This window comes from Rhodoferax sp. AJA081-3 (assembly GCF_017798165.1).
Lineage (GTDB): Bacteria > Pseudomonadota > Gammaproteobacteria > Burkholderiales > Burkholderiaceae_C > Allorhodoferax.
The window spans coordinates 4,323,770-4,347,421 of sequence record NZ_CP059068.1 but is presented as its reverse complement, the minus strand read 5'-3'; the positions used below and the strand labels follow the sequence as shown (position 1 = coordinate 4,347,421).

The following is a 23,652-nucleotide window of genomic DNA, read 5'->3' as shown; positions in this document are numbered from 1 at the left end:
AACAAGATGGAACGTAATAAGTACCCTAAAGCCCCCACCCTGCACAAGACCCTGATGGCCCATGCACTGACCCTCGCATTCGGAGCGATGGCGCTGGCGCCCACCACCAGTTTCTCCCAGACGACCAATAGCCTGCAGCGGGTGGAGGTCACGGGCTCCAACATCCCGCGCGGCGACCGTGAGACACCCAGCGTGGTGCAGGTGTTGACCGCGGAAGACCTGAAGAGTTCGGGCTACACCACGGTGAACGAGGTACTGCAAAACCTGACCGCCAACGGCCAGGGCACGCTGAGCAAGGGCTTCTCCGGTGCCTTTGCATCCGGTGCCAGCGGCGTCTCGCTGCGCGGTCTGTCCCTGGGCGGCACGCTGATCCTGGTGGATGGACACCGCATGGCGCCCTACCCGCTGGCAGACGACGCCCAGCGTTCCTTTGTCGACATCTCGTCCATTCCCTTTGCGGCAGTGGAGCGTATTGAAGTGCTAAAGGACGGCGCGTCTGCGGTCTATGGCTCGGACGCGATTGCGGGCGTGATCAACGTCATCCTGAAAAAGCATGTGTCGGGCACCAACATCTCGGCCGAAGCGGGCACCACCCAGCGCGGCGGTGGCTCCACGCGCAGCGTCAGCCTCTCCCACGGATTTGGTGACATGGACAGCGGCAACAGCGGCTACATCGCGCTGGAAGCGCGCCATGGCGACGCGGTCAAGTTGAACCAGCGCTCGGGCGACTGGACACGTTTTGATTGGCGCCCAGAGGGTGGTCTGGACCTCCGCCCTGGCGCACGCAATGACGCCGTGCCCAGCCCCCGCGTCTCGCGCCCCATGCTGCAGGCACCCGGCACCTCCACTGCAGATGCTGCCAACTTTGTATTCCTGCCCGGTTGCACCCATGCCCAATGGCGGGCCAGCGCCTGCCAGTACGAAAACACCTGGTCGCAGCTGCAACCCGAGACCGACAACCTGAACCTGGTGGGCCGCTGGAACAGCAAGCTCGGCAACGACTGGGACCTGCGCCTGACGGGCTCGCGTTTTGAGAGCCGCACGCTGATCGCCAATACCCAGGCCGCCATTCCAACCGGCACCTTCGCGGGTGTGACGGCCATTGGCCTGGGCCAGACACCCGCTGTGGTGGGCGCCAATCCCAACTTCCGTGTGCCCGCCAACTACCCCGGTAACACCTTGGGTGTGGCGGCCAACATCCGCGGTGCGATGCCGGATTTCGACACACGCCACATCGACGTGAAGACGGTTGCATCACGTGCCGCTGCTGAACTCAATGGCAATGTTGCCGGCTGGGATGTCGATGTCGCCACGGGTTACTCCAAGGTGGAGACTACGCAAAAGTTCAAGGGCTACATCCACTTTGCCAACCTGGCCGCCGCCTTGAATGACCTGAGCAACCCCTTCCTGCTGGCAGGTGGCAACAGCCAGGCCATGCTGAACCGGGTCGCCCCCGAGGTGAACAACACCACCACGTCGGAGCTCACGTTTGTGGATGCCAAGGCCTCGCGTGAACTGGCGCAGCTGGACGGTGGCCCTCTGGGTGTGGGGGTGGGCTACTCCTACACCTACAAGAAGAGTTATGCACCCAACGCCACGGAAACATCGACCGGCGCCATGGCGTTGCCTGGCGCGTATTCGGCGGGCAAAGAAACATCCAACTCGGTGTTTGTAGAAGTGGTGGCCCCGGTAGCCAAGAACCTGGAGCTGGGTGCGGCCCTGCGCCACGACAAATTTGACACCTACGGCAACTCCACCACACCCAAGGTGGCTTTCAAATTTGCGCCCACCAAAATGTTCACCGTGCGGGGAACCGCCGCCTGGGGATTCCGGGCACCTGGCCCATCGGAGAACGGTGACGCGGGTTCGCAGTTTGCGTTCAACACCATACGCGACCCCTTGTTGTGCCCCGTCAGCAATGCCAATGGCACGCCTAACCTGACATCAGGCGGCAACGTACCGGCGTTCTGTAACTTCAACCCCACCTACCTGCAAACAACCTCCAAGACGCTGGAACCCGAGAAGTCCAAGTCGTTCACGTTGGGGCTGATACTGGAGCCGGTGGCAGGCTGGTCTACCACGCTGGATTACTACAAGATCACGATAGACGGGCAAATTGTGTCCGAGTCATCCACACCAGGTTACGACCCCTTGCAGCACATCGTACGGGCCGCGCCACAAAGCGTGACTTTTGGCGATGGCCGCACGGGCACGTCCAGCATCGGTCCCATCCAGTACGCAACCACGGGTTATGTGAATGCACAAGCCACATCCACCAGCGGGCTGGAGTTTGAGACCAAGTACAAGTTCAAACTGAGCACCCAGAGCGCACTCACGGTGGGCATACAGATGAGCCGCATGTTTGACTACATCCAGACCATCAACGGTGTTCCCTACAACCTTGCGGGCACCCATGGTCCAACAGTCGTCGGTGGCAATACGGCCAATCCGCAGAACCGCGCCCAGTTCACACTGGCATATGAAAATGGACCGTGGAACGTGACATCCACCACCAACTACGTGGGTTCGTACAACCTGACTGACCCGTCTTTGCATGTGGACGATTGCAACACCGGCGCTACCGCCTACAACGCACAGTTTGCCAACCATGCCGACGTGCCGTCCCAGTACTGCACGGTGGGTGCGTTCTCGTCGACCAACCTGTCGGTCAAATACAAGTACAGCAAGGACCTGACCATCCGTGGCGCCATCGTCAACCTGTTTGACGCGGCACCGCCCGTGGACCTGAACACCTATGGCGGTACGGGTGCCAACGGCAGCAGTGGTGGCAGTGGCGCGCCATACAACCCGTCGCTGCACCAGGCCGGCGCCATTGGCCGCTTCATCAGCATCGGGCTGGACTACAAGTTCTAGGGCGAGGACGACTTTTCACCCAACAACTGCTGCAGCTGTTGGGTGCGCTGGTCGCGCGGTAGCGCCGCGAGCTGCTGCACAGCGGCATAAAAGGCCCGCCAATCACCCGGTTGGCGGGCATACAAGGTTTCAAACGCGGCCACCCAGTCGTCATATGCCGCCAGTGCGCCAAAGGCTGCGTTATTGGCGTTGGCCACCCACACGTCATACGGCCCCTGGCCGCCCCACCCTTGTTTGAGTTGTGCGTAGGCCTGGCGGAATTCGGCGTACGCAACCTGTTTCATGGCCTCTTGTGCAGCGCCATCGGAGGGCTTGTTATCCGCATACAGCGCCCTGAGCCGCATGCGCGTTTGTGCGGTGAGTGCCCGAAAGGCGCGTCGCCGCGCATCCAGGCTGGCGTATTCCGCCTGCACCGCGGGGTTGGCCTGGTGTGCCAGCCAGGCGGCACCACCCAGGCGCTCGACCGCCGTGGCGAAGGATTCGTTGAACGCGGTGTCATCCTTCACATAAACAACCTGGTGCGCCAGTTCGTGAAAAATCATGCGCGCCAGCTCACCCTGCGGATACTGGATAAAGGTGCTCAGAAGCGGGTCTCCGCCCAGCCAGTTCATCCAGCCCAGCGTGGAGTAGGCGGGCACGCCGTAGACACTGGCCTCCAGGCCCTGGGCACGCAGCGCGTCGGCCTCCTGCTTGGCATCCTGCTCGTCAAAGTACCCGCGGTAACCCACGCACCCCGCCACCGGAAAACACCAGGTCTTGAGCGTCAGTGAATAGGGCGGGGCCGCCACCACATTCCACACCACCGCGCGCCGCTGCAGCTGCACATAACGCTGGTAGCTGGCGTTGTCGGGCAGGTGCAGTTGGTCTACGGCAAAGCGGCGTATCTCCTGCGCCAGCTGCAGGCGCTGCTTCAATGCCGCGGGTGTTTGTTCATCTGCCAGCCAGTCGTCCACCGGCCGCGCGGCCTGCAAAATTTTGAGATGGCCTGTGGCCGAGCCCACCAGGTAGGCGGTGTCGGCGCAGCCGGCCACCAACAGGATTGCGGCAAGAACGCTTACGGTGATGCGTTTGGAGTGGGCCATGGCCCATTATCAGCAGAAGCCCTGGCGCTCCTTCAGTCCACCAAATCGCGGTCTTCTGCCCTGCGCTGGTGGGTGCGCTTGTGCATCAGGGCAACCAACACGGCAGCCGCACCAGAACCCGCCAGCGACGGCGTATGGGCCAGCACATGGGCCAGCCTGCGCGTCAAACCAACCAGCGCAGCCCCTCCGGCATGCAAGGCATGCTCGACCATGGCCACCACATCGGCGGGGCGCACCGGTCGCTGTTCGCCATCGCCCAGGCTTTGCAAGGGGGCGGGCGCTGTCTCATACACCTTGTCTACCAGGCGGACCAGTATTAGCTTTTGTGCCTCGGGCGGCGACGATGCGTAGACATCTTGCACCAGCTGTTCCAGAGGAATGGGTGCGGATGCCGGCGCGTCCTGCGCTCTGCGTCTGTCAGGCTGTACCACGCAATGGTCTCCTCATACCAGGGCTCCTCATACCAACGAAGCCCCAGCATCGCCGCTTCACCCGCGTCAAGCGGTAAGCAGGTGTGTCGGGAAGTATCTGTGGCGCACCACAGATACATCGCGCTACAGACTTTGCTCCAGCGTTTGCAAAGCCGCCCGCCGCGACAACGCAATCTGCGCACAGCCGCGCACGATGGCGCAAACCATCACCCGGTCCAGCGCCTGCAAAAAGGCCAGAGGTGTGCGCTTCCCCTCAAACATCTCACGGGCCAGTGCCAGCATATCCAGCGTACCCTGGTGGCCGACATAACGGTACACAAAAGCCGTGATGGGGGAAGCCGTCAGGTCGTTGTTGGATTCCAGTGTGCGGCCCTTCTCAAAGGCCTGGAGCAGGTGGGGGTTGACATCGGCTTTGGCGGGCACCGCGGGCAGATGGTCCTCCACCCGTTCGGGTCGGCCATAGGCACTGCGGATTTCACCCAGGAACATGGCAATGGGCGCATCGGTACCGGTGCACAGCGCCAGCGCTTCCACAATGGCAATGGAGGCGATCTTGGCCCCCAGAAAATCGGTCGCAAAGCCAATATTGTTGCGGGCCGCGGCATAGAGCTCCAAATACTCCTGGGCACTGGGCTGGCCCTGGTACTGGTGAAAAACATGCTGGGGGTCCAGTCTGCGCAGAAACCCTTCCATGCGCGACAGGCCCAGCCGGTACTCCTGCACCGTGTACATGCCGGCCACGGCCAGCGGCGCGTTGGACTCTTCAATCAACAACCAGGTGCTGGACAAAAACAGCCCCGGGTCGGCCTCGGCAAAACTGCCCACATCGCGGTTGGTCAGCGCCACGGCGTCCCGCACCACCCGGTCGGCAAAGGCTTGTGCCGCCTGTGCGTCAGCACCATCCACCCGGTCACAGTAGGCCTGGTACACCCGCCGGGCCAGGCGCTGGGGTGCGGTGTGGCCTTGGCTGTCGGGTGCGCGAAACGGCACCGTGGCCTCGATACACGCCACCACGGCAATCAGATCAGCCACGCCCACATGGGGTTGCAACAAACGGGCCGCCACCACGGCGCTCAAAAACTCATTCATGCCGCCATACAGGGGCAAGACCTGGCCCGGCGCAAAGTCAAACAGTTGCGCGCACAGCGCCAGCGCGGTGTCATCTTCGGGTATGGGCTGCAGAACCAGGGTGTCACCCACCTCACGCGTGACATCGCGCAGCCAGTAGCGGCAGTGCTGGGGAAAGCCCTGGTCCAGCTGGTAGTACACGATGTCATGGAACAGACCCGCCAGCACCTGCAACGGGCCCATGCCCTCACACACACCAAACACATGGCCAGACTTGTGGTAGACCCGCTGGGTGGACTCCATGGCGTGGTGGACCAGCATGGCCAGGCGCTCGGTGTCCGCCATGCTGACGGTGGTCGGCAACGCGCGAAACGCCGTGTCGAACAGAGAGATAAAACGGTTGATGGTGGAAATGGCCACTGGGATCCACTCCTTGGCAAGGGTGCAGGCACAGCCGGTGCAGGCCCGTTTGATGCCAGAATATAGCCGCCTCTTCACCTCCGTGCACCTCTTGCACACCAACTCTTTTTGCCATTGACACCCAGCCGCTTCCCAACCCTGCCTGGCGCCCTGTCCCACCTGTGGGCTCTGTGCGGGGTCGTCGTATTGGTGTTGGCTGCACTCGCCCTGTACCTGGCCGACCCCATAGCCGTGCAAAACCTGCGCCTGGCGCAGTTTGACCAGTTGCAGCGTTGGCACCCTCGCCCCTACACACCGGTGCCGGTGCGGGTGGTGGATATTGACGAAGCCGCCCTGCAGGCCTATGGGCAGTGGCCCTGGCCGCGCACACGTGTGGCCGAGCTGGTGGAGCGGCTGCATGGCGCCGGTGCCAGCGCCATTGCGCTGGACGTGTTGCTAAGTGAGCCTGACCGCAACGCCCCCAGCGCCATGGCCCAGCTCTGGCAAGACCCACAGGCCAACGCCGCACTGGCCCACCTGCCCGACCCAGACCTCACACTCGCCAAGAGTCTGCTCATAAGCCCGGTGGTGCTGGGCAGCAGCTTGGCGCGCCAGGCAGTGGGCAGCACAGCGGCCCTGCCCGCCACCACGCCCCTGCTACCCTACCGCCTGGTCAGCAGTGGCGACCCTACGGCCAGCGCCTGGCTGCAGCGTTATGACACCGTACTGTGGCCCCTGCCCGCGCTGACCGCCAACGCAAAGGGTGTGGGCGCGCTCAACGCAGCACCCGACGCCGACGGTGTGGTCCGCCGCGTGCCCTTGTTGCTGCGTGTGGATGCCACCCCCGTGCCCAGCCTGAGCGCCGAAGCCCTGCGGGTGGCCCAGGGCGCCAGCAACTACCTGCTGCGCAGCCAGGCAGCCGGAGTGCAAGACCTGCGCATCGGCGCGGTCACCGTGCCGACCAACGCCCAGGGCGAGATCTGGCTGCACTACACCCAGCCCCACACAGCGCGTGTGGTGTCCGCGGCCCAGGTATTGAACGGCACCGTTGCCGCCGACCAGTTGCAAGGCCATGTGGTGCTGGTGGGCAGCTCGGCCGCGGGCCTGATGGATGTGCGCAGCAACCCCCTGGGCCAGCAAATGCCCGGCGTGTTGGCCCATGCGCTGGCGGTAGAACAAATGCTGCTGGGCCACCATTTGCAGCGCCCGTCCTGGGCGACCGGGCTGGAGGCCGTGGTGCTGTTGGGTAGCACCCTGCTGCTGGGCTTGCTGGGTTTGGCCCTGTCGGCACGCAGGGCGGCCTTGGCCTTGTTGGCGGCACTGGCCGCCACCTGGGGCGGTGCCTGGTATGCCTTTGTGCACGCCCAGCTGCTGCTGGATGCGGTCAACCCCACATGGGCCATGCTGCTGGTCTTTGGCCTGGCCAGCGGCATGCACCACTGGGTGGGCGAGCGCCAGCAGCGCTGGCTGCGCAGTGCCTTTGCGCGTTATGTGTCACCCAACCGGGTGGACCACCTGGTGGCCCACCCCGAGCAATTGCACCTGGGCGGCCAGCGCCAGGTCTGCAGCTTTGTTTTCACCGACCTGGCGGGTTTTACGCCCCTGCTGGAGGCCAGCGACCCAGCCCAGATGGTGGGCCTGCTCAACGATTACCTCGATGGCATGTTGCAGATCGCCTTCCGGCATGAGGGCACGCTGGACCGTTTCGTAGGCGACGCCATGGCGGTACTGTTCTCGGCCCCCGTGGTGCAGGCCGACCACCAGCAACGCGCGCTGGACTGCGCGCTGGAGATGGACACGTTTGCCACCGCCTACGTCCAGCGCCTGCAGGCCCGCGGTGTGGCCTGGGGCTTGACACGCATTGGTGTGCACAGCGGCGAGGTGATGGTGGGCAACTTTGGTGGCAAGACTCTGTTTGACTACCGCGCCCTGGGTGACCCCATCAACACCGCAGCCCGGCTGGAGGGTGTCAACAAACACCTGGGTACACGGGTCTGTGTGTCTGCAACGCTGCTGGAGGGTTGCCAGGGTGTGGCCGTGCGCGCGGTGGGCCGCGTCTTGCTCAAGGGCAAGAGCCAGCCCTTGGCAGTGTTTGCACCCGAGGCCACGCTGGACCTGGCACAGTGCGCCGCAGCAGATGACTACGCCGCGGCCATGGCCTGCCTAGTGGACGGTGCGGCCCAAGACCCGGCGCTGGCGCTGCAGCGGTTGGAGGCGCTGGCCGTGGCACACCCGCACGACCCGCTGGTGGCGCTGCACGTGCAGCGCCTGCGCCAGGGGGCGGTGGATGACCTGGTGGTGATGGTGGACAAATAGGGGGAACCCACCAAGAGGTCATTGGTGAAATCGGCCTCTAGCCCCCGTAAAATATGGTCATATTGCTATTAATACAATAGCAAAACCACATCCACCCCCAACTCTACCGCAGCGTAATCTCCACCCGCCGGTTGCGTGGCTCCGCGGTCTCATCGGGCGTGGGCACCAGCAGGTTGCGTTCACCATGCGACTCAATGGCCATGGCGGTGTTGGCCAAGCCCATGCCGCGCAGTTGCTCGGCGATGGCGGTGGCACGGGCCAGGGCCAGGGCTTCGTTGGCGTCTGCCGCACCTTGGGTGTCCGAATGGCCAATCACCGACATATCCACCGAGGCACGGGCCAGTGCAGACTGCACCACGCGCTGCAGCAGGGCCTTGGACTCGGCAGTCAGCTCCGAGCCACCGGTTTCAAAGTAGAGCAAGAACTGCTCGGGTAAGACGGGGCGGGCCCGCATGGCGGCGCCAAAGTCGCGCTGCAGTTGTTCGTCGCTGACGTCAAAGGGTGGCTTGCTGCCGTCCAGCAGCGCGCCCTGCTTGGCCCGGGTCAGCAGTTGGTCACCCCGCTGCCCTTGCACGCTGACCTTGCCAAGGCTGCCATCCGGGCTGGGTACCAGGGCCACATACGATTGGGGGCCGGCGCAGGCGGACAAGAGACTTGCCAGCAGTGCGGCGCAGGCCAGTTTCACGACAGGTGCGGGAAGCTGGTTCCGGCTCATTGCGGGGCCTCCACCTTGGCCAGGAACTGGGTGCCCCGCACACCGATGATGCCGCTGGGCGTCTTGACGGTCACGGCATCGGGTTTGAGCTTGGCAATCACACCCGACACATAGTTCAGGCTGCCCTTGGCCAGGCTGGTACTCAGTTGCAGCTGACCCTGTGCAGGTGCGTACAGGTAGGCGTCCACCGTCATCTCGGTGTCGGGCCCGAAGGACATGACGGTGTTGTCTTTGAAGGTGATGCCCAGCGATGCGCCCGGTGCCGTCTTGATCTGGCTGCCAATGGCGACCTCGGTGCCGGGCGCAGCTTTGACACGCTGGCCGGTGGTGGTCACCCAGGCATCACCGGTGACGGTTTTGACAAACCCCACGCCGGCACTCTGCGCGGCGGCGGCCACCGGCAGCGCCGCCAGTGCGGCCGCACACAGGGCGTGCGAGATGTTTTGCAGTAAACGCATGGAGAAAAACCTCGGGGAGAAAAATTCAGGGGGAAGGTGGTGGGGATGGGGGTGCGGGAGTCGCTGGCTCCACGTGCGAAACGATGCAATTGCGCCCCGCGCGCTTGGCAGCATACAACGATTTGTCGGCATTGCCGAGCAACTGGCCGGGGGTCATGCCGTCCTGCAAGGATGCCAGGCCCACACTCATGGTCACGGTGACCTGCTGACCGTCTTCCAGTGCCACCTGCATACCCTCCACGGCCTTGCGCAGGCGCTCCAGCAACACACTGGCGCTGTCCTGGTTGATGTGCGGAAGGATCAACGCAAACTCTTCACCACCGTAACGGCACAGGGTGTCGGACGCACGCAGCATGCCGCGCAGCTGGGTGGAGATGTTGCGCAAAACCGCGTCGCCTCCATCATGGCCAAAGGTGTCGTTCACCGTTTTGAAGTGGTCGATGTCAATCATGGCCAGGGCCAGTGGCCAGCCATAGCGGCGGGAGCTGAGAATTTCCTGGGTGATCTGCTCGTCAAAAAACTTGCGGTTGTACAGCCCGGTCAGGCCATCGCGCTGGCTGGTTTCCTCCAGATCCAGCGCCTGGTCCATGGTGCGGTCCAGCAGCAGCTTGGCCTCGGCAATGGCAGTGACATCCTGTATGGCAATACAAGCGCCCTGCACCACGCCTTCGTGGTCGTAGACCGGGAAGATGGAGGCGTCCTGGTGCATGAAGTCGGCCTCTCCCGAATCCATGGACGAGACCTTAAAACGGAACAGGTAGGGCCGCTGCTGCCAGGAGCTGAAAGATGCAGTCTTGAGCACCAGGCAGCTTTTGATCTTTTTCTCCAGCCAGTTGCGGTTGAGCTCGGGGAAGGCATCAAACAGGTTTTTGCCCAACACCGACTCGGCGCGCATGCTGCTGTTGAGCTCCATGAACCGGTTCCACATGACTACCGTGAAACGCCGGTCCACCACCACCATGCCAACGGGCAGCAGATCGTCAATGATCCGCGGAAAGTCAAACGGCAGGCGTGTATCAAAAACCCGGTCCATAACTACGCCATCAGATACGTTTGGCCAGGCTCTGCTTCACCGCAGGCAGGCAATCGGGCTTGACCTTGATCATCAGTTCAAACGGCACCTCGTGGGCTTCCAGGTGGAACACGATGTCGATCTGCAGCGTCTGCCCGGTCCAGGCCTGGGCGTCCCCAAACAGGCGCAAGTCGGCCTCGGCAGACGGCACATCAAAGGCCACCACGCGTGGGGGGCGCAAACCGGTGCGCAACTCCAGCAGGGCAGCAATCTCCAACACGCAGGTGCTTGCCAGCGCGTTGCCCAGCTCCAGCAACAACTCTTCGCGCTGTTTGCGGCCATCACCATCACGGTCGTCAAAACCCAGCACATCGCGCAGGGCGGCATAACTGGCCGGGCCGTAGATGACGGCGATATGGCCTGCCAGCTCGCCAAAAAACTCCTGCTCCAGCACGCTGACACGTTCATAGGTCTTGACCAGGCGCGCCCGGGTGTCCTGTATGTCAGAGGCCCCTACAGAGCGGATGTCGGGCACACGCAGGTTGACAAACCCGGAGAAGGCCTCGGCCAGTGTGGCACCGGCCTTGCCCATGGCGATGTTGACCGTCTCGCCCAATACGTCGCGTTCGTCTTCGTCAAACAGGGCTTCAGACATGGAGCACCCCCACTTTGGTCAACGCGGCGCGCAAGGCGTCCATTTGTATGGGTTTGGCAATAAAACCTGCCGCGCCCAGGGCGGCCACCCGCTCTTGTGCCAGCTTCTGGATGTCGGCGCTGACCACCACCACGGGCGCCTTGAAAGCGCGGCGCTGCAGCTCGGCCAACACATCAAAGCCGCTGACGCCGGGCATGGTCAGGTCCAGCAGCACCAGGTCTGCCGACCGTTCGGCCAACAGGTCCAATGCCTCCTGGCCGCCACTGGCCTCCAGGTACAGCGCACTGTCACCAACCAGTTCGCGCAGCAGGGCCAGATTGACCTTGCGCGAACTCTTGGAATCGTCAACAACAAGCAGGGTTGCAGTCATGGTGTCCTTTCGGCGCTATCGGTCTTGTGCGTCCATTCCAGTATCGCACTTTTGGTGTGCAAGGTGGCAAGCTTTGTGGTGCGTATTCACTCGGTGCGCAATGCATCTACCGGGTCCAGTCGGGCCGCACTGCGGGCTGGCAATACACCGGCCAGCAGACCAATCACAATGGCGATGCCTTCGGCCAGCAGCACAAAACTCAGCGGTGTGTGCACCGGCAGGGCGGGCACCGCAAAGTGGATGAGTTGTGCCAGGCCCATGCCCAGCACCAGCCCCATCACACCCCCAATGGCCGACAGCGTGACCGCCTCGCCCAGGAACAGCCCCAGTATGGTTTTGCGCGGCGCGCCCAGCGCCACCATCAGCCCGATCTCGCTGGTGCGTTCACTCACCGCAATGGTCATGATGGTGACGATGCCAACCCCGCCCACCAGCAGCGAGATGCTGCCCAACGCGCCCACAGCCATCGTCAAAATGTCCAGGATGTTGGACAGCGTGCGCAGCATGTCCTCTTGGGTAGTGATGGTGAAATCTTCCCGGCCGTGGCGGGCTGTCAGGGTGTTTTTGACGGCGGCCACAATACGCGCCGCGGGCACACCCTCTTCGTAGGCCAGGTCGATCTTCATCATGCCGTCGCGGTTGTAGAGCTCCAGCGCCCGCGCCGTGGGGATGTAGGCCGCGTCGTCCAGGTCCACACCCAAGAACTGGCCCTTGGCCTCCAGCACCCCAATCACGCGAAACTGCAGATTGCCCACGCGCACCCGTGCGCCCAAGGGGTTGGTGCTGCCAAACAACTCAGCCTTGAGCTTGGCGCCCAGCACCACAAAGGCACGGGCGTTCTCCAGCGCCTCATCCGGCAAAAACTGGCCGGTCTTGACCTTGATGCTGTAGACCTTGAGCATGTCGGCCCCTACACCATTGACCGTTGTGCGGCGTATGCGGCCATTGCCGCCTACTTCGGTATTGCCCCAGACGGTGGCCGTCATGCCGGTCACATGGGGCAGGTTGCGCAAGGCCCGAGCGTCGTCCAGCGTGAGCGGGCGTACGGACGTCGGTATGCCGGTGGGTGCCGGACCAGATGTCTTGACCTTGCCCGGCGAGATGCTGGCAATGTTGGTGCCAAACTGGGTGAACTCGGCCAGCACAAAGCGGTGTATGCCCTCACCAATCGACGTCAGCAAGATCACCGAGGCAATACCCACGGCAATGCCCAGCAGCGTGAGAAAGCTGCGCAGCCGCTGCGCCACGATGGCGCGCAGGGCGAGGCGTATGGCGTCGCTTATCAGCATGTCTTAGCGTTTGGACAAAGCCTGCACCGGGTCGAGCTTGGCAGCGCGACGCGCAGGCAACACACCAAACAAAATGCCGGTGTTCAGTGCCGTGGCCAGCCCCGCAAACACCGCCCAATCCGGCGGGTAGGCCGGAAAGGTGGGGTACAGCTGGCGGATCAGGGCCGCAGCCAGTTGCCCCAGCACGTATCCGGCCACCGCGCCGGTCAGCGACAGCATGCTGGCCTCAGCCAGGAACAACAGCCGTATACGACCACCGGTGGCGCCCAGGGCCTTGAGCAAACCGATCTCGGCGGTGCGCTGGCTCACCGAGACCAGCATCACATTCATCACCAGGATACCGGCCACCGCCAGGCTGATGGCGGCAATACCGGCCACGCCGAGTGTGAGTGCGCCCAACAGGCGGTCAAAGGTGGCCAACACGGCGTCCTGCGTGACCACGGTCACGTCTTGCTCGCCCTCGTGGCGCAACTGGATGATGTCGGCCACCTGCTGCTTGGCCGCGCCAATGGCTTCGCGCCCCGTGGCCTCCACCAAAATGCGAAACAGGGTGTTGCTGTTGAACATGGCCTGCGCCAATGAAACCGGCACAAACACCAGCTCATCCGTGTTCATGCCCAGGCCCTGGCCGCTGTTACCCAGCACGCCCACAATACGAAAGCGCCGGTCGCCAATGCGTACCAGTTGCCCCAGCGCGGGCGCGGTACCAAAAATCTCGTCGCGCACCTTGGAGCCGATCACCGCCTCTGCAGCACCCCGGCGCCAGTCACCCGGCGACAGAAACCGCCCCTGGGCCAGTGCCAGCTGGCGCACCTGTGCGTACTGCGACACGGTGCCCGCCACCATGACCTCGCGCAGCTTGCCACCGGCACTGATCTCGGACGTGCCCACGGCCAGTGGTGCCACGCGGTGGACGGCGCTTGCACGCTGCAGGGCCTGGGCATCGTCAATCGTCAGGTCCCGCGTGGTGTTGGTGATGGCGTTGCCGGGGTTGAAACCACCGGTCTGGGAACGCCCGGGCAACACAATGACCAGGTTGCTGCCCAGGGAGGAAAACTCGTTCATCACATAGCGACGTGCGCCGTCGCCCAAGGCCGTCAAAACGACCACCGCCGCCACGCCAATCGCCATGGCCAACACCAGCAGCGAGGCGCGCAGCGGGTTGCCCGTGGCTGCGTCCCGCGCGAAGCGGATCAGGTCGGAGCTGCGCATGGCGAATCGCTTGCAACGGGGGGTGGGTTGCGCACGTCGCGCTGAATGCCACCATCTTCCATGCGCAACTGGCGGTGGGCACGGTCACCCAGCACAGCGTCGTGGGTGACCATGATCAGGGTCACGCCCTGGGCGTTGAGGCCCTCCAGCAGGCGCATCACTTCTTCGCCCGTGGCGCGGTCCAAATTGCCGGTGGGTTCATCCGCCAGGATCATGGCCGGCTGCATGATGGTGGCGCGTGCAATGGCCACACGCTGGCGCTGCCCGCCCGAGAGTTCATCGGGCCGGTGGTCGGCGCGGTTCTCCAGGCCGTAGTCTTTGAGCGCCTGTTTGACCCGAGCGGCACGTTGCGCGGGGGCCAGTCCCGCCAGCACCATAGGCAGGGCAATATTCTCTGCAGCGGTGAGCCGCGGCACCAGGTGGAAGCTCTGGAACACAAAACCTATGCGCTCGCTGCGCACCTTCGCCTGTTCGTCGGGCGACAGCGTGGTCACATCGCGCCCTTCAAGGCGGTAAACACCGCTGTTGGGCGGGTCCAGCAGGCCCAGCAAATTCAACAACGTGGATTTGCCGGACCCCGATGGGCCCATGACCGCCACGTATTCCCCGGCCGCAATGCTCAGGCTCAGGTTGCGCAGCGCATGCACCTCGGAGTCACCCAGATGGAAGACCCGCTCGATGCCAGCGAGCTCAATTTGCGCGGGGGCAGTCATTTCTTTTGCTTTTCGTCCACAACGAAATGTGCACCCGGCTTGACACCTTCGCGCTCCAACGAGGTCACCACCTTGTCACCGGCCGCCAGGCCTTCGAGCACCTCGGTGTACTCCCAGTTGGCCAGGCCGGTCTTGAGCTTGCGTTCCTGCAAGGTGCCGTCTGCACCTGCCAGCAGCACGCGGCCGCCTTCCTGCAAGGCCGAGGTGGGCACGCGCACCACGCTCTCGCGCAGGGCCAGCACCACTTCCACGTCGGCGCTGTAGCCCACCAGCAGGCGGGGTGAAGTTTTGTCTGCGGCAATGTCCAGTGTGGCTTCAATATCTACCGTGCGGGCCTGCTTCTCCACCGCCGACACATACGGTGCCACGCGCTTGACCTTGCCGGGGAAAGACTGTTTGGGCAGGGCATCGAAGCTGATGCGCACGGTTTGCCCGGCGCTGATCTTGGGCGCATCCACCTCGTCCATGGGTGCGCGCACATAGAGGCAGGTGTCGTCAATCAGATCAATAGCCGGTGGAGTGGGCACACCGGGTGGGGACGGAGTGGAATATTCACCCACCTCGCCCACGATCTTGGCCACGGTGCCGGCAAAGGGTGCATACAACACGGTGCGGTTTTGCTCCACGCGTGTGGCGTTGACACGGGCCTGGGTCTGGGCCACATCGGCCTTGGCGGCGTCGCACCCGGCGCGGCGGGCCTGTGCCTCGGAGCGGGCCTGTTCGTCACGCGAGCCGGAGATAAAACCTTGTTTGAACAGCGTGGTCTGCCGCTCGGCCTCGCGCTCGGCGTTGGCTGCCACGGTGCAGGCCTCGACCACGCGTTTGCGCGCCGTCTCTACCTGGGCCATGGCCAAACTGCTTTGGGCCTGCTGGTCGTCGTTCCACAGCTTCATCAGCAGCTGGCCTTTTTTGACCTTGTCACCCTCTTTGACCGCCAACACCTCAATGCGCCCACCCATGGTGGCGGAGAGCTTGGTGCGCATGCAGGCCTCGACCGTGCCGGCGCGGGTGTTGGCAATGCTGGATTCGACCCGGCCCTGGTCAATGGTGGTCACCAGCACGGCCACCGGTTTGGTGCGTTTGGCCCACCAAATGCCTGCACCCAGCAGGCCCAGGACCAAAAGTGCAAGCAAAAGGCGGCGGATCAGGGTGGAGGACATGCGGCGGTCTCGGGGCGTGGGGATTCAACCATTCTAGGGGTCGCCCCGGCGCGGCGACTTGACCCAACGCAAGCCTGGTGGAGTCCCGGCCCAGGCCCGACCGAGCCGCACCATCTGCCAAACACTACTAAAACAATAGCGCCACGATGAGTTTCGACGGGGGCTAGAGGCCTAAAACACTAACAAGCACTACATCAAACTGATGGTTTTATCCAGTTCGATGGCGGCATCCAGCCCATCCAGCAGCGCCTTGCGCACTTTGCGCTTGGTGTTCTTGTGGGCTGTCATGTTGAGCTTCTTCATCTGCTGTGCCACTTCGACTGCCGCGCTGAGCAGTTGCTCGGGCGCCACCACCTGGTCCAGGAAACCGGCGGCCAGCGCGCCCTGGGGCGAGAACATTTCGGCATTGATGACCGAGCGCTGAAAGGCCGGTGTGGTCAACCGGTCCCGCGCCAGGGCAATGCCCACATGGTGCATGGTCATGCCGATCTTGACCTCGTTCAGGCCAATGTTGAACGGACCTTCGACCCCAATCCGGTAGTCAGCCGACAGCAGCACAAAGGCACCCTTGGCCACCGCATGGCCGGGACACGCCACGATGATGGGTTGCGGGTGGGCCAGCATGCGCCGCGCCAGCGTGGAGCCGGCCGCGACCAGATCAATGGCGGCCTGTGGCCCGGCCATCATGACCTTGAGGTCATAACCACCGCTCAGAATGCCGGGCTGCCCGGTAACAATGACGACCGCACCGGCCGCTTCGGCCTGGTCCAGTCCGCTATTGAACGCTGCAATCAGCTCGTGTGAAAACGCGTTGACCTTGCCATTGTTCAGGGTCAGGGTGGCAATGCCGTCTTCCAGGCTGTAGGCGACGAGTTCGGTCATGGTGGTGGGGTCCTGCAAAAGGTTGAGGGGAACGATTGAGGCAGTCTACCGCAGGGGGATGTGGGCCGATTGATCCAGAGGCGACTGTATCGCCGACCGGGCGTTGCTCACCGGCCATGCCATCTGCCCTCGGCGTGGAATGTGCTATCGAACCGTTCTAGACACTTAGCTGAATTTGGCGAGTCGGCTCTGCAAGCCCGAGTTCGACCCCAAATTACTAGTAACCGGTCACTTACGACAGGAAATCCAGCCAGCAGGTTTGCCGCAATCATGATCCCACCAAAGCAAATGATCTATGACTTCTTCGCACGAGAATCAGTCCCGGTTGAGCCTGTGGGATCAAGGGTGGTACGCCTTACAACATTACGGATGACTAGATCGAATTGCACAATGAGAATGGCTGCCACATGTGTGCTGTGGCAAACTTGATCGTGAAGTCGGGTAGGAATTTCCACGTGGTAAAACCTAGGCGTGCAGATGCTGGGAGCGCTCTGTATGTTACTAAGGTGAGGTGATCATGTACGTAGAGCACTTGTTATTACTATTCGCATTCGGCGTCGCAATGCTATGTTTTGGTGCCTACTTTATAGCCTTCAAGCTATTTAAAGCACCGGCGGGCAAATTGATAGGGTTCTTGATCGTAACGGTGTTGCTCTCCCCGGTTTGGTATCCAGGGTTGACGGTCTTTCTAGAAGGCAGCATCTGGAATGCAGCCCGCACTGAAAGTTCCAAGTTATGCAATTCGGAGAGTCGCAATGGACCAATCGCTATAGATAGCTTGGTCGATGAAACAGGTGGGTTGCGGTCTGGTGACATTGCGCATTTACTCACATCCGTCAAACTAAGTTCAATCGACATCAAGTTGGGACTCAAAGGCGTTGCCGACGGCGGCGATGATTGGTCGCCCGCGTCGATGCAACATACGTACGCGCATCTGGAATTAGGCGACAAGGATTCACCCAATTGTTTCTACCCACTTGAAAGGGATAAAAAAGAATTCTTTACTGAACAGCCACCGGTGAAACCTGGGACCTGCCTGCAAATCTCTTACCTTGACAATCCATTGGGTAAATATGTTGTGAGAGAAATCCGAACTGGATGGGCCAATCAATTCTCCACCTGGGTTCTTGAGGATCGGGAGTCGAAAAATACGTTGGCGCGTGTCACCGATGCATTCAGAGTCGCTACCAAAACACAGCAGATTCCGTTTTGGGATCGGCGTACGAATGCAAGTCGTTGCGAGAATGGAGTGAGCGGGTATAGCTTGCTGCTCAATCGTATTGAGGCATCAAAGGACGCAGTCATTGATTCTCGGCGCTGGAACCTCACTAGCTCTGCGGTTGTCATCGAGGAGATTCCAGAAGCGCTCGATCAAATAGGGCAAATGAGTGAAGGCGGGTTGTTAAAGACGCTGAAATCTACCGACAGGCCATTCGGTGGTGACTTCAAAGAACTACATGAATGGCCGATTTGGTCAGATAGCTATGCTGCGGCAACGAAGTATGGTGCCTGGTTGTTTTATTCTGAGCTGGCTGTACCAAGTCGTGGCGAGATCGTTCGAGTTAACAGTGAACGCCTGGGCATAAGGAAATGGGGCACAACGGGGACTCAACTCGTAACAGTGCGACAGGGTCCAAGTAACCAGCTCACGATTTTGGGAGCGGACTTCGAGGGTCAATTTCTTTGGCGCGCGCGGGTTGCCCCATTGACTCCTTGGATCGCATCCACCGTTTTGAATTTTGAGCCGGTGAAGTTTGAGTTGGTGCGCTCAGCATTTCTAATTCATGGCGTGTACGGACACTCCATTGGTGAGGAAAACAAGAAGGCTTGGACGATTAGCATTCCGCTAGCTGAGTTAAGTGCTTTGGAAGCCGCCGGGCGGGCACAAGCCCGACCCAAGGCTCTGATTAATTAGAGAGTTAGCCAGTGAGATTGGTCGTCTTTCACGGTGGCGATCGAGCAGAAAAGACCTAGGACGAATACATAGCCTAACCCGAAGTGCCTGCGATCTGGCTGGTGGAGTCCCCCTACCGATGGAAGAATCGATGAACTGATTGCCAGTTACCAGTCACTCGCCAACGTCGGGAGTCGGCCCCGAACTGTCCTTCCACACTCGCGTCCAAAACAAACACCTTAGCAGCGTTTCGGGCTGTTGGCCCCCGCCGATTTCTGGTCCTTTGACAGTATGAGGCGGGGGCCAACAGCCCGAACGCTGCCGCAGGAATCCACCTAGTGAATACTATCATTTCGATAGCGGTACCGCCATATTTATCGGGGGCTATCGGCCAATTCTTTGTATACGTCCTCAGCGCACAGCGCTAGCCACCGCGTCACACGCCTGCGCTAGCCGCTGTTCGGCTGTGCCTGCAATGCGCACATGCGGCCACGCCCAGTCCGCAAGAGCCTGCCCGATACGCGCGTGCACGGCGGTGCGAGCCTGCGGGCCATCCCGCTGCAGGCCATCGGCCACCCACGGAATGTCAGGCTCCAGCAGCAGGGTCAGCGCATAGCGCGCATGCAGGCCATGGGCCTGCGGGTAGAGCGAGGTGTCTGCAAAAACGCAATCGCTGTAAACCGCGGTGAGCAGGGGCGCGGTATCGCAAAACACCAGGGCCTTTTGCTGGCGGCGGGCGGTGGCCAGGGCCTGCGTTTCCTGGCGCACCTGCTCTTGCAAGATCTGCAATTGCTCCGTGCGCTCGGGCGTGCGGCCCTGCTGGTCCGTAAAGCTGCGCAGGTATTCCGGTACCCACAGCCCACCCAACTGCTCGGCCAGGGCCTGGGCCAGCGTCGTCTTGCCGGTGCACTCTGCGCCTATCAGGCAGATGAGGCGTGGTTCCATGGCTTCCTTCTAATCCGTTGGGGTCAGAGCACATCGCTTCGCGAGTGGTCTGACCCACAAGTTTTTAAAACTCAACCGTGACGCGGGCCCGCACCGTGCGCGGTGTGGAGGGGAACACATAGTTGGCGCCCCAGTACTGCGTGGGGGCCTCGCGCCAGTAGCTGCGGTCGGTGATGTTTTCCACATTCAGCGCCCACTGGGTGGATTTGCCCATCAGGCGGTTCTGGTAGCGCACACCGGTATCCAGCTGCCATGCGGCAGGCAGGCTGACCGAACCATCGGCGGTAACGGTCTTGCCACTCTCGTGTGCTACCAAGCCGCTGAGCGACAGGCCGGGCAAGGCTGCGATTTTGTAATCCGCAAACAGCGAGGCTTTGGTCTTGGGCACATTGGTCACGGTCTGGCCCACCAAGGCGGGGTCTACTGCTGCGGTGTACTTGGCGTCCAGCAAACTCAGGCTGGCCTGCACCGACAACTGCGCATCCACCTGGCCCACGGCCGCCAGCTCCAGGCCGCGGTGCCGTGCAGTCTTGCCGCCGGCAACACGCAGGGGTATGCCGCTGGCGGTGGGCTGGTCGTCAGCATAGGGTTTGTCGATGTTAAAGGCTGCGGCGGTTACCAGCATGCGGGGGCTCATCTGCCACTTGATGCCCAGCTCGGTTTGTTCGCTCTTCAATGCCGGCAATACCTGGCCCGCATTCACAAAGCGGTTGGAACGGTTGGGCACGGCCTCCAGCTCAGTACCCTGGCCCCAGGATGCATAGACCATGGTGCCGGCCAGTGGCGACCAGGACAGGCCGGCCCATGGCGTGGTCACCGTTTGCTCAAACGCGATGGCACGGGAGCCGTCGCTGCGTTCGCTGCTGCGGGTTACGCGTGAAGTGCGGATACCAACAAAGCTTTGCACCGTGGTGCTCAGGTCGCTGACCAACGAGGCATGCACGTCAACCGCGCGTTCGCGGCTGTTGGTGTTGAGGTCGTTGGCCGCGCCATCGCCTGGCAGGGCAATGGGGCGGTCGATATTCGTGGTGCCTGCAAAGTTGTAGGCCTGCGTCGGGTTGAGATCGGTACGGGCGCTGCGGCCACTGAGGCCCATCGTCACGCGGTGTTGTGTTCCCAACCGGCCCTGCAGTTTGGCGTCCCAGGCCCAGGTGCTGCGCTCTTCGTTTTCGCTGCGGTAGTCATAAACATCCACATCGCCGTTGGCGCACAGCCCGGGGTAGACATAATTGGGGCCGGTGCTGCAACCATCGGGGAAAGCCAGGCGGTCGTGCGCCACGGTGCGCTGCGTACCCAGACCCACACGGGCCTGCCAGTCGGTGTTGATCTGGTGGTCGATGGCCAACTGGGCGTTGGTACTGGTGGACTCAAAGGGCTGCGACCAGCTTTGGTTGTTCAGGTTCAAACGCGAATAGTTGCTGGCCGGCAGCGTGTCGGCCACGCCATCGCCATTGGTGTCCAACAAGCCCAGGCCAGGGACCGAGGGCTGCTTCTTGTGGTGGTATTCCAGATCTGCGGATAGCTTGGTACCGGGTGCCGCAGTTGTGGCCAAGGCCACACTGGCGAATTCGCGCTTGCCGTCGGCACGGTCAAACTGCGTGCGCAGGTCTTCGGCTGCCAGATTGACGCGCACACCGACCGCGCCCCAATGCGCATTGCTGTCCAGGTGCACCTTGCTGCCGCCGTTGCCGTCTCCACCGATAGAAGCAGCCGTGAACGCGTCCGCCTGCGGAGTCTTGGTAACAAAATTGACCAGGCCACCGGGGGCAGACACACCGGCTTGCAAGCCGGCCACACCCTTCAAGACCTCGATCCGCTCCTTGTTCTCCAGCGCAGCGGGCGCATAGTTGGTCACCGGCAGGCCATTGCGCAGATAGTTGTTGTTTTGGTCCAGCAGGAAACCGCGCACCGACATGCCCTCGATGTAGCCCGTGGTGTTGTAACTGTCCGCCAGCGAGGCATCCAGCTTGATGATCTGCGACAGGCTGCTGGAGGCCGTGGCGGCCAGCAGATCCGCACCCAGAACGGAGACGCTTTGCGGCGTCTTGGCCAGCGCCTGGCCCAGGCCTCCCACGTCAGCCCGGTCTACATCCAGCACCGGTGCGGCCTTGCTGGTGACGGTGACCCCTTGCAGGCTTTGGGCGCCAGCCTGTGCCCAGACGGGTGTGACAAACATCACGGCCAATGCGGCAGCACAGGGGGACAGTTTCAGATTCAGACGGAGCGCCATCGCAGTTCACCTTTTCGTTCGATGGCAGGGGAACGCGGATAGTCGATAGGCCCGGCGCTCCATAGATGGAACAAGGGCATGTACTCACCACGCTTCCCTGCGCAAGTATTACCTTGATCAAGTTCCAGGGTGTTATCTCAGCCGACCGCCTCACGACAGTCAGCACCCCTAGCGTTTGCGGGCTGGCAGTGAATACCGGCCCGGTAACCCGATTGTAAACGGGGGGGCACGCGGGCTGGCCTTTGCTACTCAGGTCCGGTCAATCTTCCATTCGAGCGCCACGGAGGTGGTGGTCTTCACCACGCCATCAAAGTTGCCCATCTCATCCAACAACGTATTCATGCGCAACGCCGACTCGGCGCGTAGCAGCACCACGTAATCGAACTCGCCACTGACCGCACACAGTTGGCGTACCTCGGGCATTCGCGAGATCTGGCGCACCACCTCACGGCCGGCCTTGGGCTGCACGGTGATGCCGACAAAGGCCTGCAAGCCCATGTCGCGCACATCCTGCCCCAGGCGCACGGTATAGCCGGCGATGACCCCCTCACGCTCCATGCGGCCCAGGCGGGCCAGCACCGTGGTGCGGGCGGCGCCCAGCTGGCGGGCCAGGTCGGCGGTGGAGGCGCGGGCGTTGGCCTGTAACAGCGCCAGCAGGTCGCGGTCCAGTTGGTCACGCAATGCAACGGTACTCATGGCTTCGGAAAAATCATATTGACCAAATGGTATGACGAATCGTCTGCTTTGACAATCAATACGTCACATTGTCGATTTAATTCGTCTGGACTCGCGCCTAGACTTGTTCCATCCAAATCAATTACCAGGAGATTGTTATGCGTGTTGTTCTGATGGGTGCGGGCCACATTGGCCAAACGATTGCGACCTTGTTGTCGGGTTCCGGTGACTACCAGGTCAAGGTGGTAGACCGCAGCGAAGAGGCGCTCAAGAAGCTGCGCCACCTGCCGCTGGAGCTGGCACAGATCGACACCTCGGACGCCGCGGCCCTGCGCGGTGCACTCAAGGGTTATGACGCCGTCATCAACGCCCTGCCCTACCACTTGGCCACCATGGCCGCCGCCCAGGCGCTGGAAGCGGGTTGCCACTACTTTGACCTGACCGAAGACGTGGCCGCCACCCGCGAGATCATGCGCATGGCCGAAGGCGCCAAGACCGCCTTCATGCCCCAGTGCGGCCTGGCACCCGGCTTCATCGGCATCGTGGCCCACCACCTGAGCAAGAAGTTCAGCAAGCTGCACGAGGTGAAGATGCGCGTGGGAGCACTGCCAGCCTTCCCAACCAATTCACTGAAATACAACCTGACCTGGAGCGTGGACGGCCTGATCAACGAGTACTGCCACCCCTGCGAAGCGATCCGCAATGGCGAAATCATCGAGGTGCTGCCGCTGGAAGGCATGGAACACTTCTCGCTGGACGGCACCGAATACGAAGCCTTCAACACTTCCGGCGGGCTGGGAACCCTGTGCGAAACACTGAAGGGCAAGGTTCAGACGCTGGACTACAAGACCGTGCGTTATCCCGGCCACTGCGACATCATGAAGATGCTGCTGCAAGAGCTGGGCATGCAGTTTGACCAAGAGAACCTGAAGGACATCCTGCGCAAGTCCATCCCGCTCACTATGCAGGACGTGGTGCTGGTGTTTGTAACCGTCAGCGGCGAGCGCGATGGCCAGCTGGTGCAAGAAGTGTTTGCCCGCAAGATTTTTGCCGACCGGGACGAGAAGGCTCCGCTGAGCGCCATCCAGATCACCACGGCTGCGGGCATCTGCGCAGCGGTCGATCTGTTCCGTGAGGGCAAGTTGCCACAGTCCGGTTTCATCCGCCAGGAACAGGTAGAGTTGCCAGCTTTCCTGGCCAACCGCTTTGGCAAGGCGTACCAGCAGTCGCGCCAAGTCGAGTCCATCGGTTAAGCCGACCGTTTTTACCGCT

At 62.2% G+C, this 23,652-nt stretch carries 20 protein-coding genes and 1 riboswitch; of the genes, 4 read left to right on the top strand and 16 right to left on the bottom strand.

Annotated elements, in window-relative coordinates; translation table 11 throughout:
- The first annotated feature begins 6 nt into the window (after positions 1 to 6).
- Positions 7 to 2,874 carry a TonB-dependent receptor domain-containing protein gene (locus HZ993_RS20310; RefSeq protein WP_209394512.1) on the top strand — a complete coding sequence of 956 codons (2,868 nt, stop codon included), beginning with the start codon at positions 7 to 9 and terminating at the stop codon, positions 2,872 to 2,874.
- Here the strand turns inward: HZ993_RS20310 and HZ993_RS20305 are convergent.
- The 3 genes from HZ993_RS20305 to HZ993_RS20295 form a co-directional block, all read right to left on the bottom strand.
- On the bottom strand, positions 2,871 to 3,956 hold the full coding sequence (locus HZ993_RS20305) for an aminopeptidase (protein WP_209394511.1): 1,086 nt from the start codon (positions 3,954 to 3,956) through the stop codon (positions 2,871 to 2,873). The two genes, HZ993_RS20310 and HZ993_RS20305, sit on opposite strands and share 4 nt — an antisense overlap.
- Positions 3,957 to 3,988: 32 nt before the next feature.
- A complete protein-coding gene (locus tag HZ993_RS20300; RefSeq protein WP_209394510.1) occupies positions 3,989 to 4,318 on the bottom strand; it encodes a hypothetical protein in 330 nt (109 codons plus the stop codon).
- Between the two features lie 192 nt (positions 4,319 to 4,510).
- Complete coding sequence (locus HZ993_RS20295) at positions 4,511 to 5,875, bottom strand: hypothetical protein (protein ID WP_209394509.1); 1,365 nt, start codon at positions 5,873 to 5,875, stop codon at positions 4,511 to 4,513.
- Positions 5,876 to 5,983: 108 nt separating this feature from the next.
- Between HZ993_RS20295 and HZ993_RS20290 the strand changes: the two genes are divergently transcribed.
- Positions 5,984 to 8,170: a CHASE2 domain-containing protein gene (locus tag HZ993_RS20290; RefSeq protein WP_245213709.1), complete on the top strand. Its 2,187-nt coding sequence runs from the start codon at positions 5,984 to 5,986 to the stop codon at positions 8,168 to 8,170.
- A 103-nt stretch (positions 8,171 to 8,273) separates the two neighbouring features.
- Here HZ993_RS20290 and HZ993_RS20285 read toward each other — a convergent pair whose 3' ends face one another.
- The 10 genes from HZ993_RS20285 to HZ993_RS20240 all read right to left on the bottom strand — a co-directional run bounded on the left by HZ993_RS20285 (position 8,274) and on the right by HZ993_RS20240 (position 16,636).
- Complete coding sequence (locus tag HZ993_RS20285; protein ID WP_209394508.1) at positions 8,274 to 8,885, bottom strand: OmpA family protein; 612 nt, start codon at positions 8,883 to 8,885, stop codon at positions 8,274 to 8,276.
- The gene (locus tag HZ993_RS20280; RefSeq protein WP_209394507.1) at positions 8,882 to 9,343 is read right to left on the bottom strand and encodes a FecR domain-containing protein; all 462 of its coding nucleotides are present in this window, start codon (positions 9,341 to 9,343) and stop codon (positions 8,882 to 8,884) included. The genes HZ993_RS20285 and HZ993_RS20280 overlap by 4 nt, the downstream gene beginning before the upstream one ends.
- Before the next feature lie 25 nt (positions 9,344 to 9,368).
- Positions 9,369 to 10,376 carry a diguanylate cyclase gene (locus HZ993_RS20275; protein ID WP_209394506.1) on the bottom strand — a complete coding sequence of 336 codons (1,008 nt, stop codon included), beginning with the start codon at positions 10,374 to 10,376 and terminating at the stop codon, positions 9,369 to 9,371.
- A gap of 10 nt (positions 10,377 to 10,386) precedes the next feature.
- Complete coding sequence (locus tag HZ993_RS20270) at positions 10,387 to 11,010, bottom strand: hypothetical protein (RefSeq protein ID WP_209394505.1); 624 nt, start codon at positions 11,008 to 11,010, stop codon at positions 10,387 to 10,389.
- Positions 11,003 to 11,380, bottom strand: a complete 378-nt coding sequence (locus HZ993_RS20265) for a response regulator (RefSeq protein WP_209394504.1) — start codon at positions 11,378 to 11,380, stop codon at positions 11,003 to 11,005. The genes HZ993_RS20270 and HZ993_RS20265 overlap by 8 nt, the downstream gene beginning before the upstream one ends.
- 86 nt (positions 11,381 to 11,466) lie before the next feature.
- Entirely contained in the window at positions 11,467 to 12,669 is a 1,203-nt protein-coding gene (locus HZ993_RS20260; protein ID WP_209394503.1) for an ABC transporter permease, read from the bottom strand.
- Between the two features lie 3 nt (positions 12,670 to 12,672).
- Positions 12,673 to 13,881, bottom strand: coding sequence for an ABC transporter permease (locus tag HZ993_RS20255; protein ID WP_209394502.1), 1,209 nt, complete (start codon positions 13,879 to 13,881; stop codon positions 12,673 to 12,675).
- Complete coding sequence (locus tag HZ993_RS20250; RefSeq protein ID WP_209394501.1) at positions 13,863 to 14,594, bottom strand: ABC transporter ATP-binding protein; 732 nt, start codon at positions 14,592 to 14,594, stop codon at positions 13,863 to 13,865. Before HZ993_RS20250 ends, HZ993_RS20255 begins: the two co-directional genes overlap by 19 nt.
- Positions 14,591 to 15,754: an efflux RND transporter periplasmic adaptor subunit gene (locus HZ993_RS20245; protein ID WP_245213708.1), complete on the bottom strand. Its 1,164-nt coding sequence runs from the start codon at positions 15,752 to 15,754 to the stop codon at positions 14,591 to 14,593. The genes HZ993_RS20250 and HZ993_RS20245 overlap by 4 nt, the downstream gene beginning before the upstream one ends.
- 189 nt (positions 15,755 to 15,943) lie before the next feature.
- Positions 15,944 to 16,636 (bottom strand): crotonase/enoyl-CoA hydratase family protein, encoded by a 693-nt coding sequence (locus tag HZ993_RS20240; protein WP_209394500.1) that lies wholly within the window; start codon positions 16,634 to 16,636, stop codon positions 15,944 to 15,946.
- Positions 16,637 to 17,153: 517 nt separating this feature from the next.
- Here HZ993_RS20240 and HZ993_RS20235 point away from each other — a divergent pair.
- Positions 17,154 to 18,551, top strand: a complete 1,398-nt coding sequence (locus tag HZ993_RS20235; protein ID WP_209394499.1) for a hypothetical protein — start codon at positions 17,154 to 17,156, stop codon at positions 18,549 to 18,551.
- 390 nt (positions 18,552 to 18,941) lie between these two features.
- On the opposite strand, the gene HZ993_RS20230 is transcribed toward HZ993_RS20235, so the two are convergent.
- From HZ993_RS20230 to HZ993_RS20220, 3 genes are all read right to left on the bottom strand, one after another.
- Complete coding sequence (locus HZ993_RS20230; RefSeq protein WP_209394498.1) at positions 18,942 to 19,475, bottom strand: AAA family ATPase; 534 nt, start codon at positions 19,473 to 19,475, stop codon at positions 18,942 to 18,944.
- 64 nt (positions 19,476 to 19,539) lie between these two features.
- Positions 19,540 to 21,705, bottom strand: coding sequence for a TonB-dependent siderophore receptor (locus tag HZ993_RS20225; RefSeq protein ID WP_209394497.1), 2,166 nt, complete (start codon positions 21,703 to 21,705; stop codon positions 19,540 to 19,542).
- A 77-nt stretch (positions 21,706 to 21,782) separates the two neighbouring features.
- Positions 21,783 to 21,885: riboswitch (TPP riboswitch) on the bottom strand.
- 69 nt (positions 21,886 to 21,954) lie between these two features.
- Complete coding sequence (locus tag HZ993_RS20220) at positions 21,955 to 22,401, bottom strand: Lrp/AsnC family transcriptional regulator (RefSeq protein WP_209394496.1); 447 nt, start codon at positions 22,399 to 22,401, stop codon at positions 21,955 to 21,957.
- A gap of 137 nt (positions 22,402 to 22,538) precedes the next feature.
- Between HZ993_RS20220 and HZ993_RS20215 the strand changes: the two genes are divergently transcribed.
- A complete protein-coding gene (locus HZ993_RS20215) occupies positions 22,539 to 23,633 on the top strand; it encodes a saccharopine dehydrogenase family protein (RefSeq protein WP_209394495.1) in 1,095 nt (364 codons plus the stop codon).
- Positions 23,634 to 23,652 lie beyond the last annotated feature (19 nt).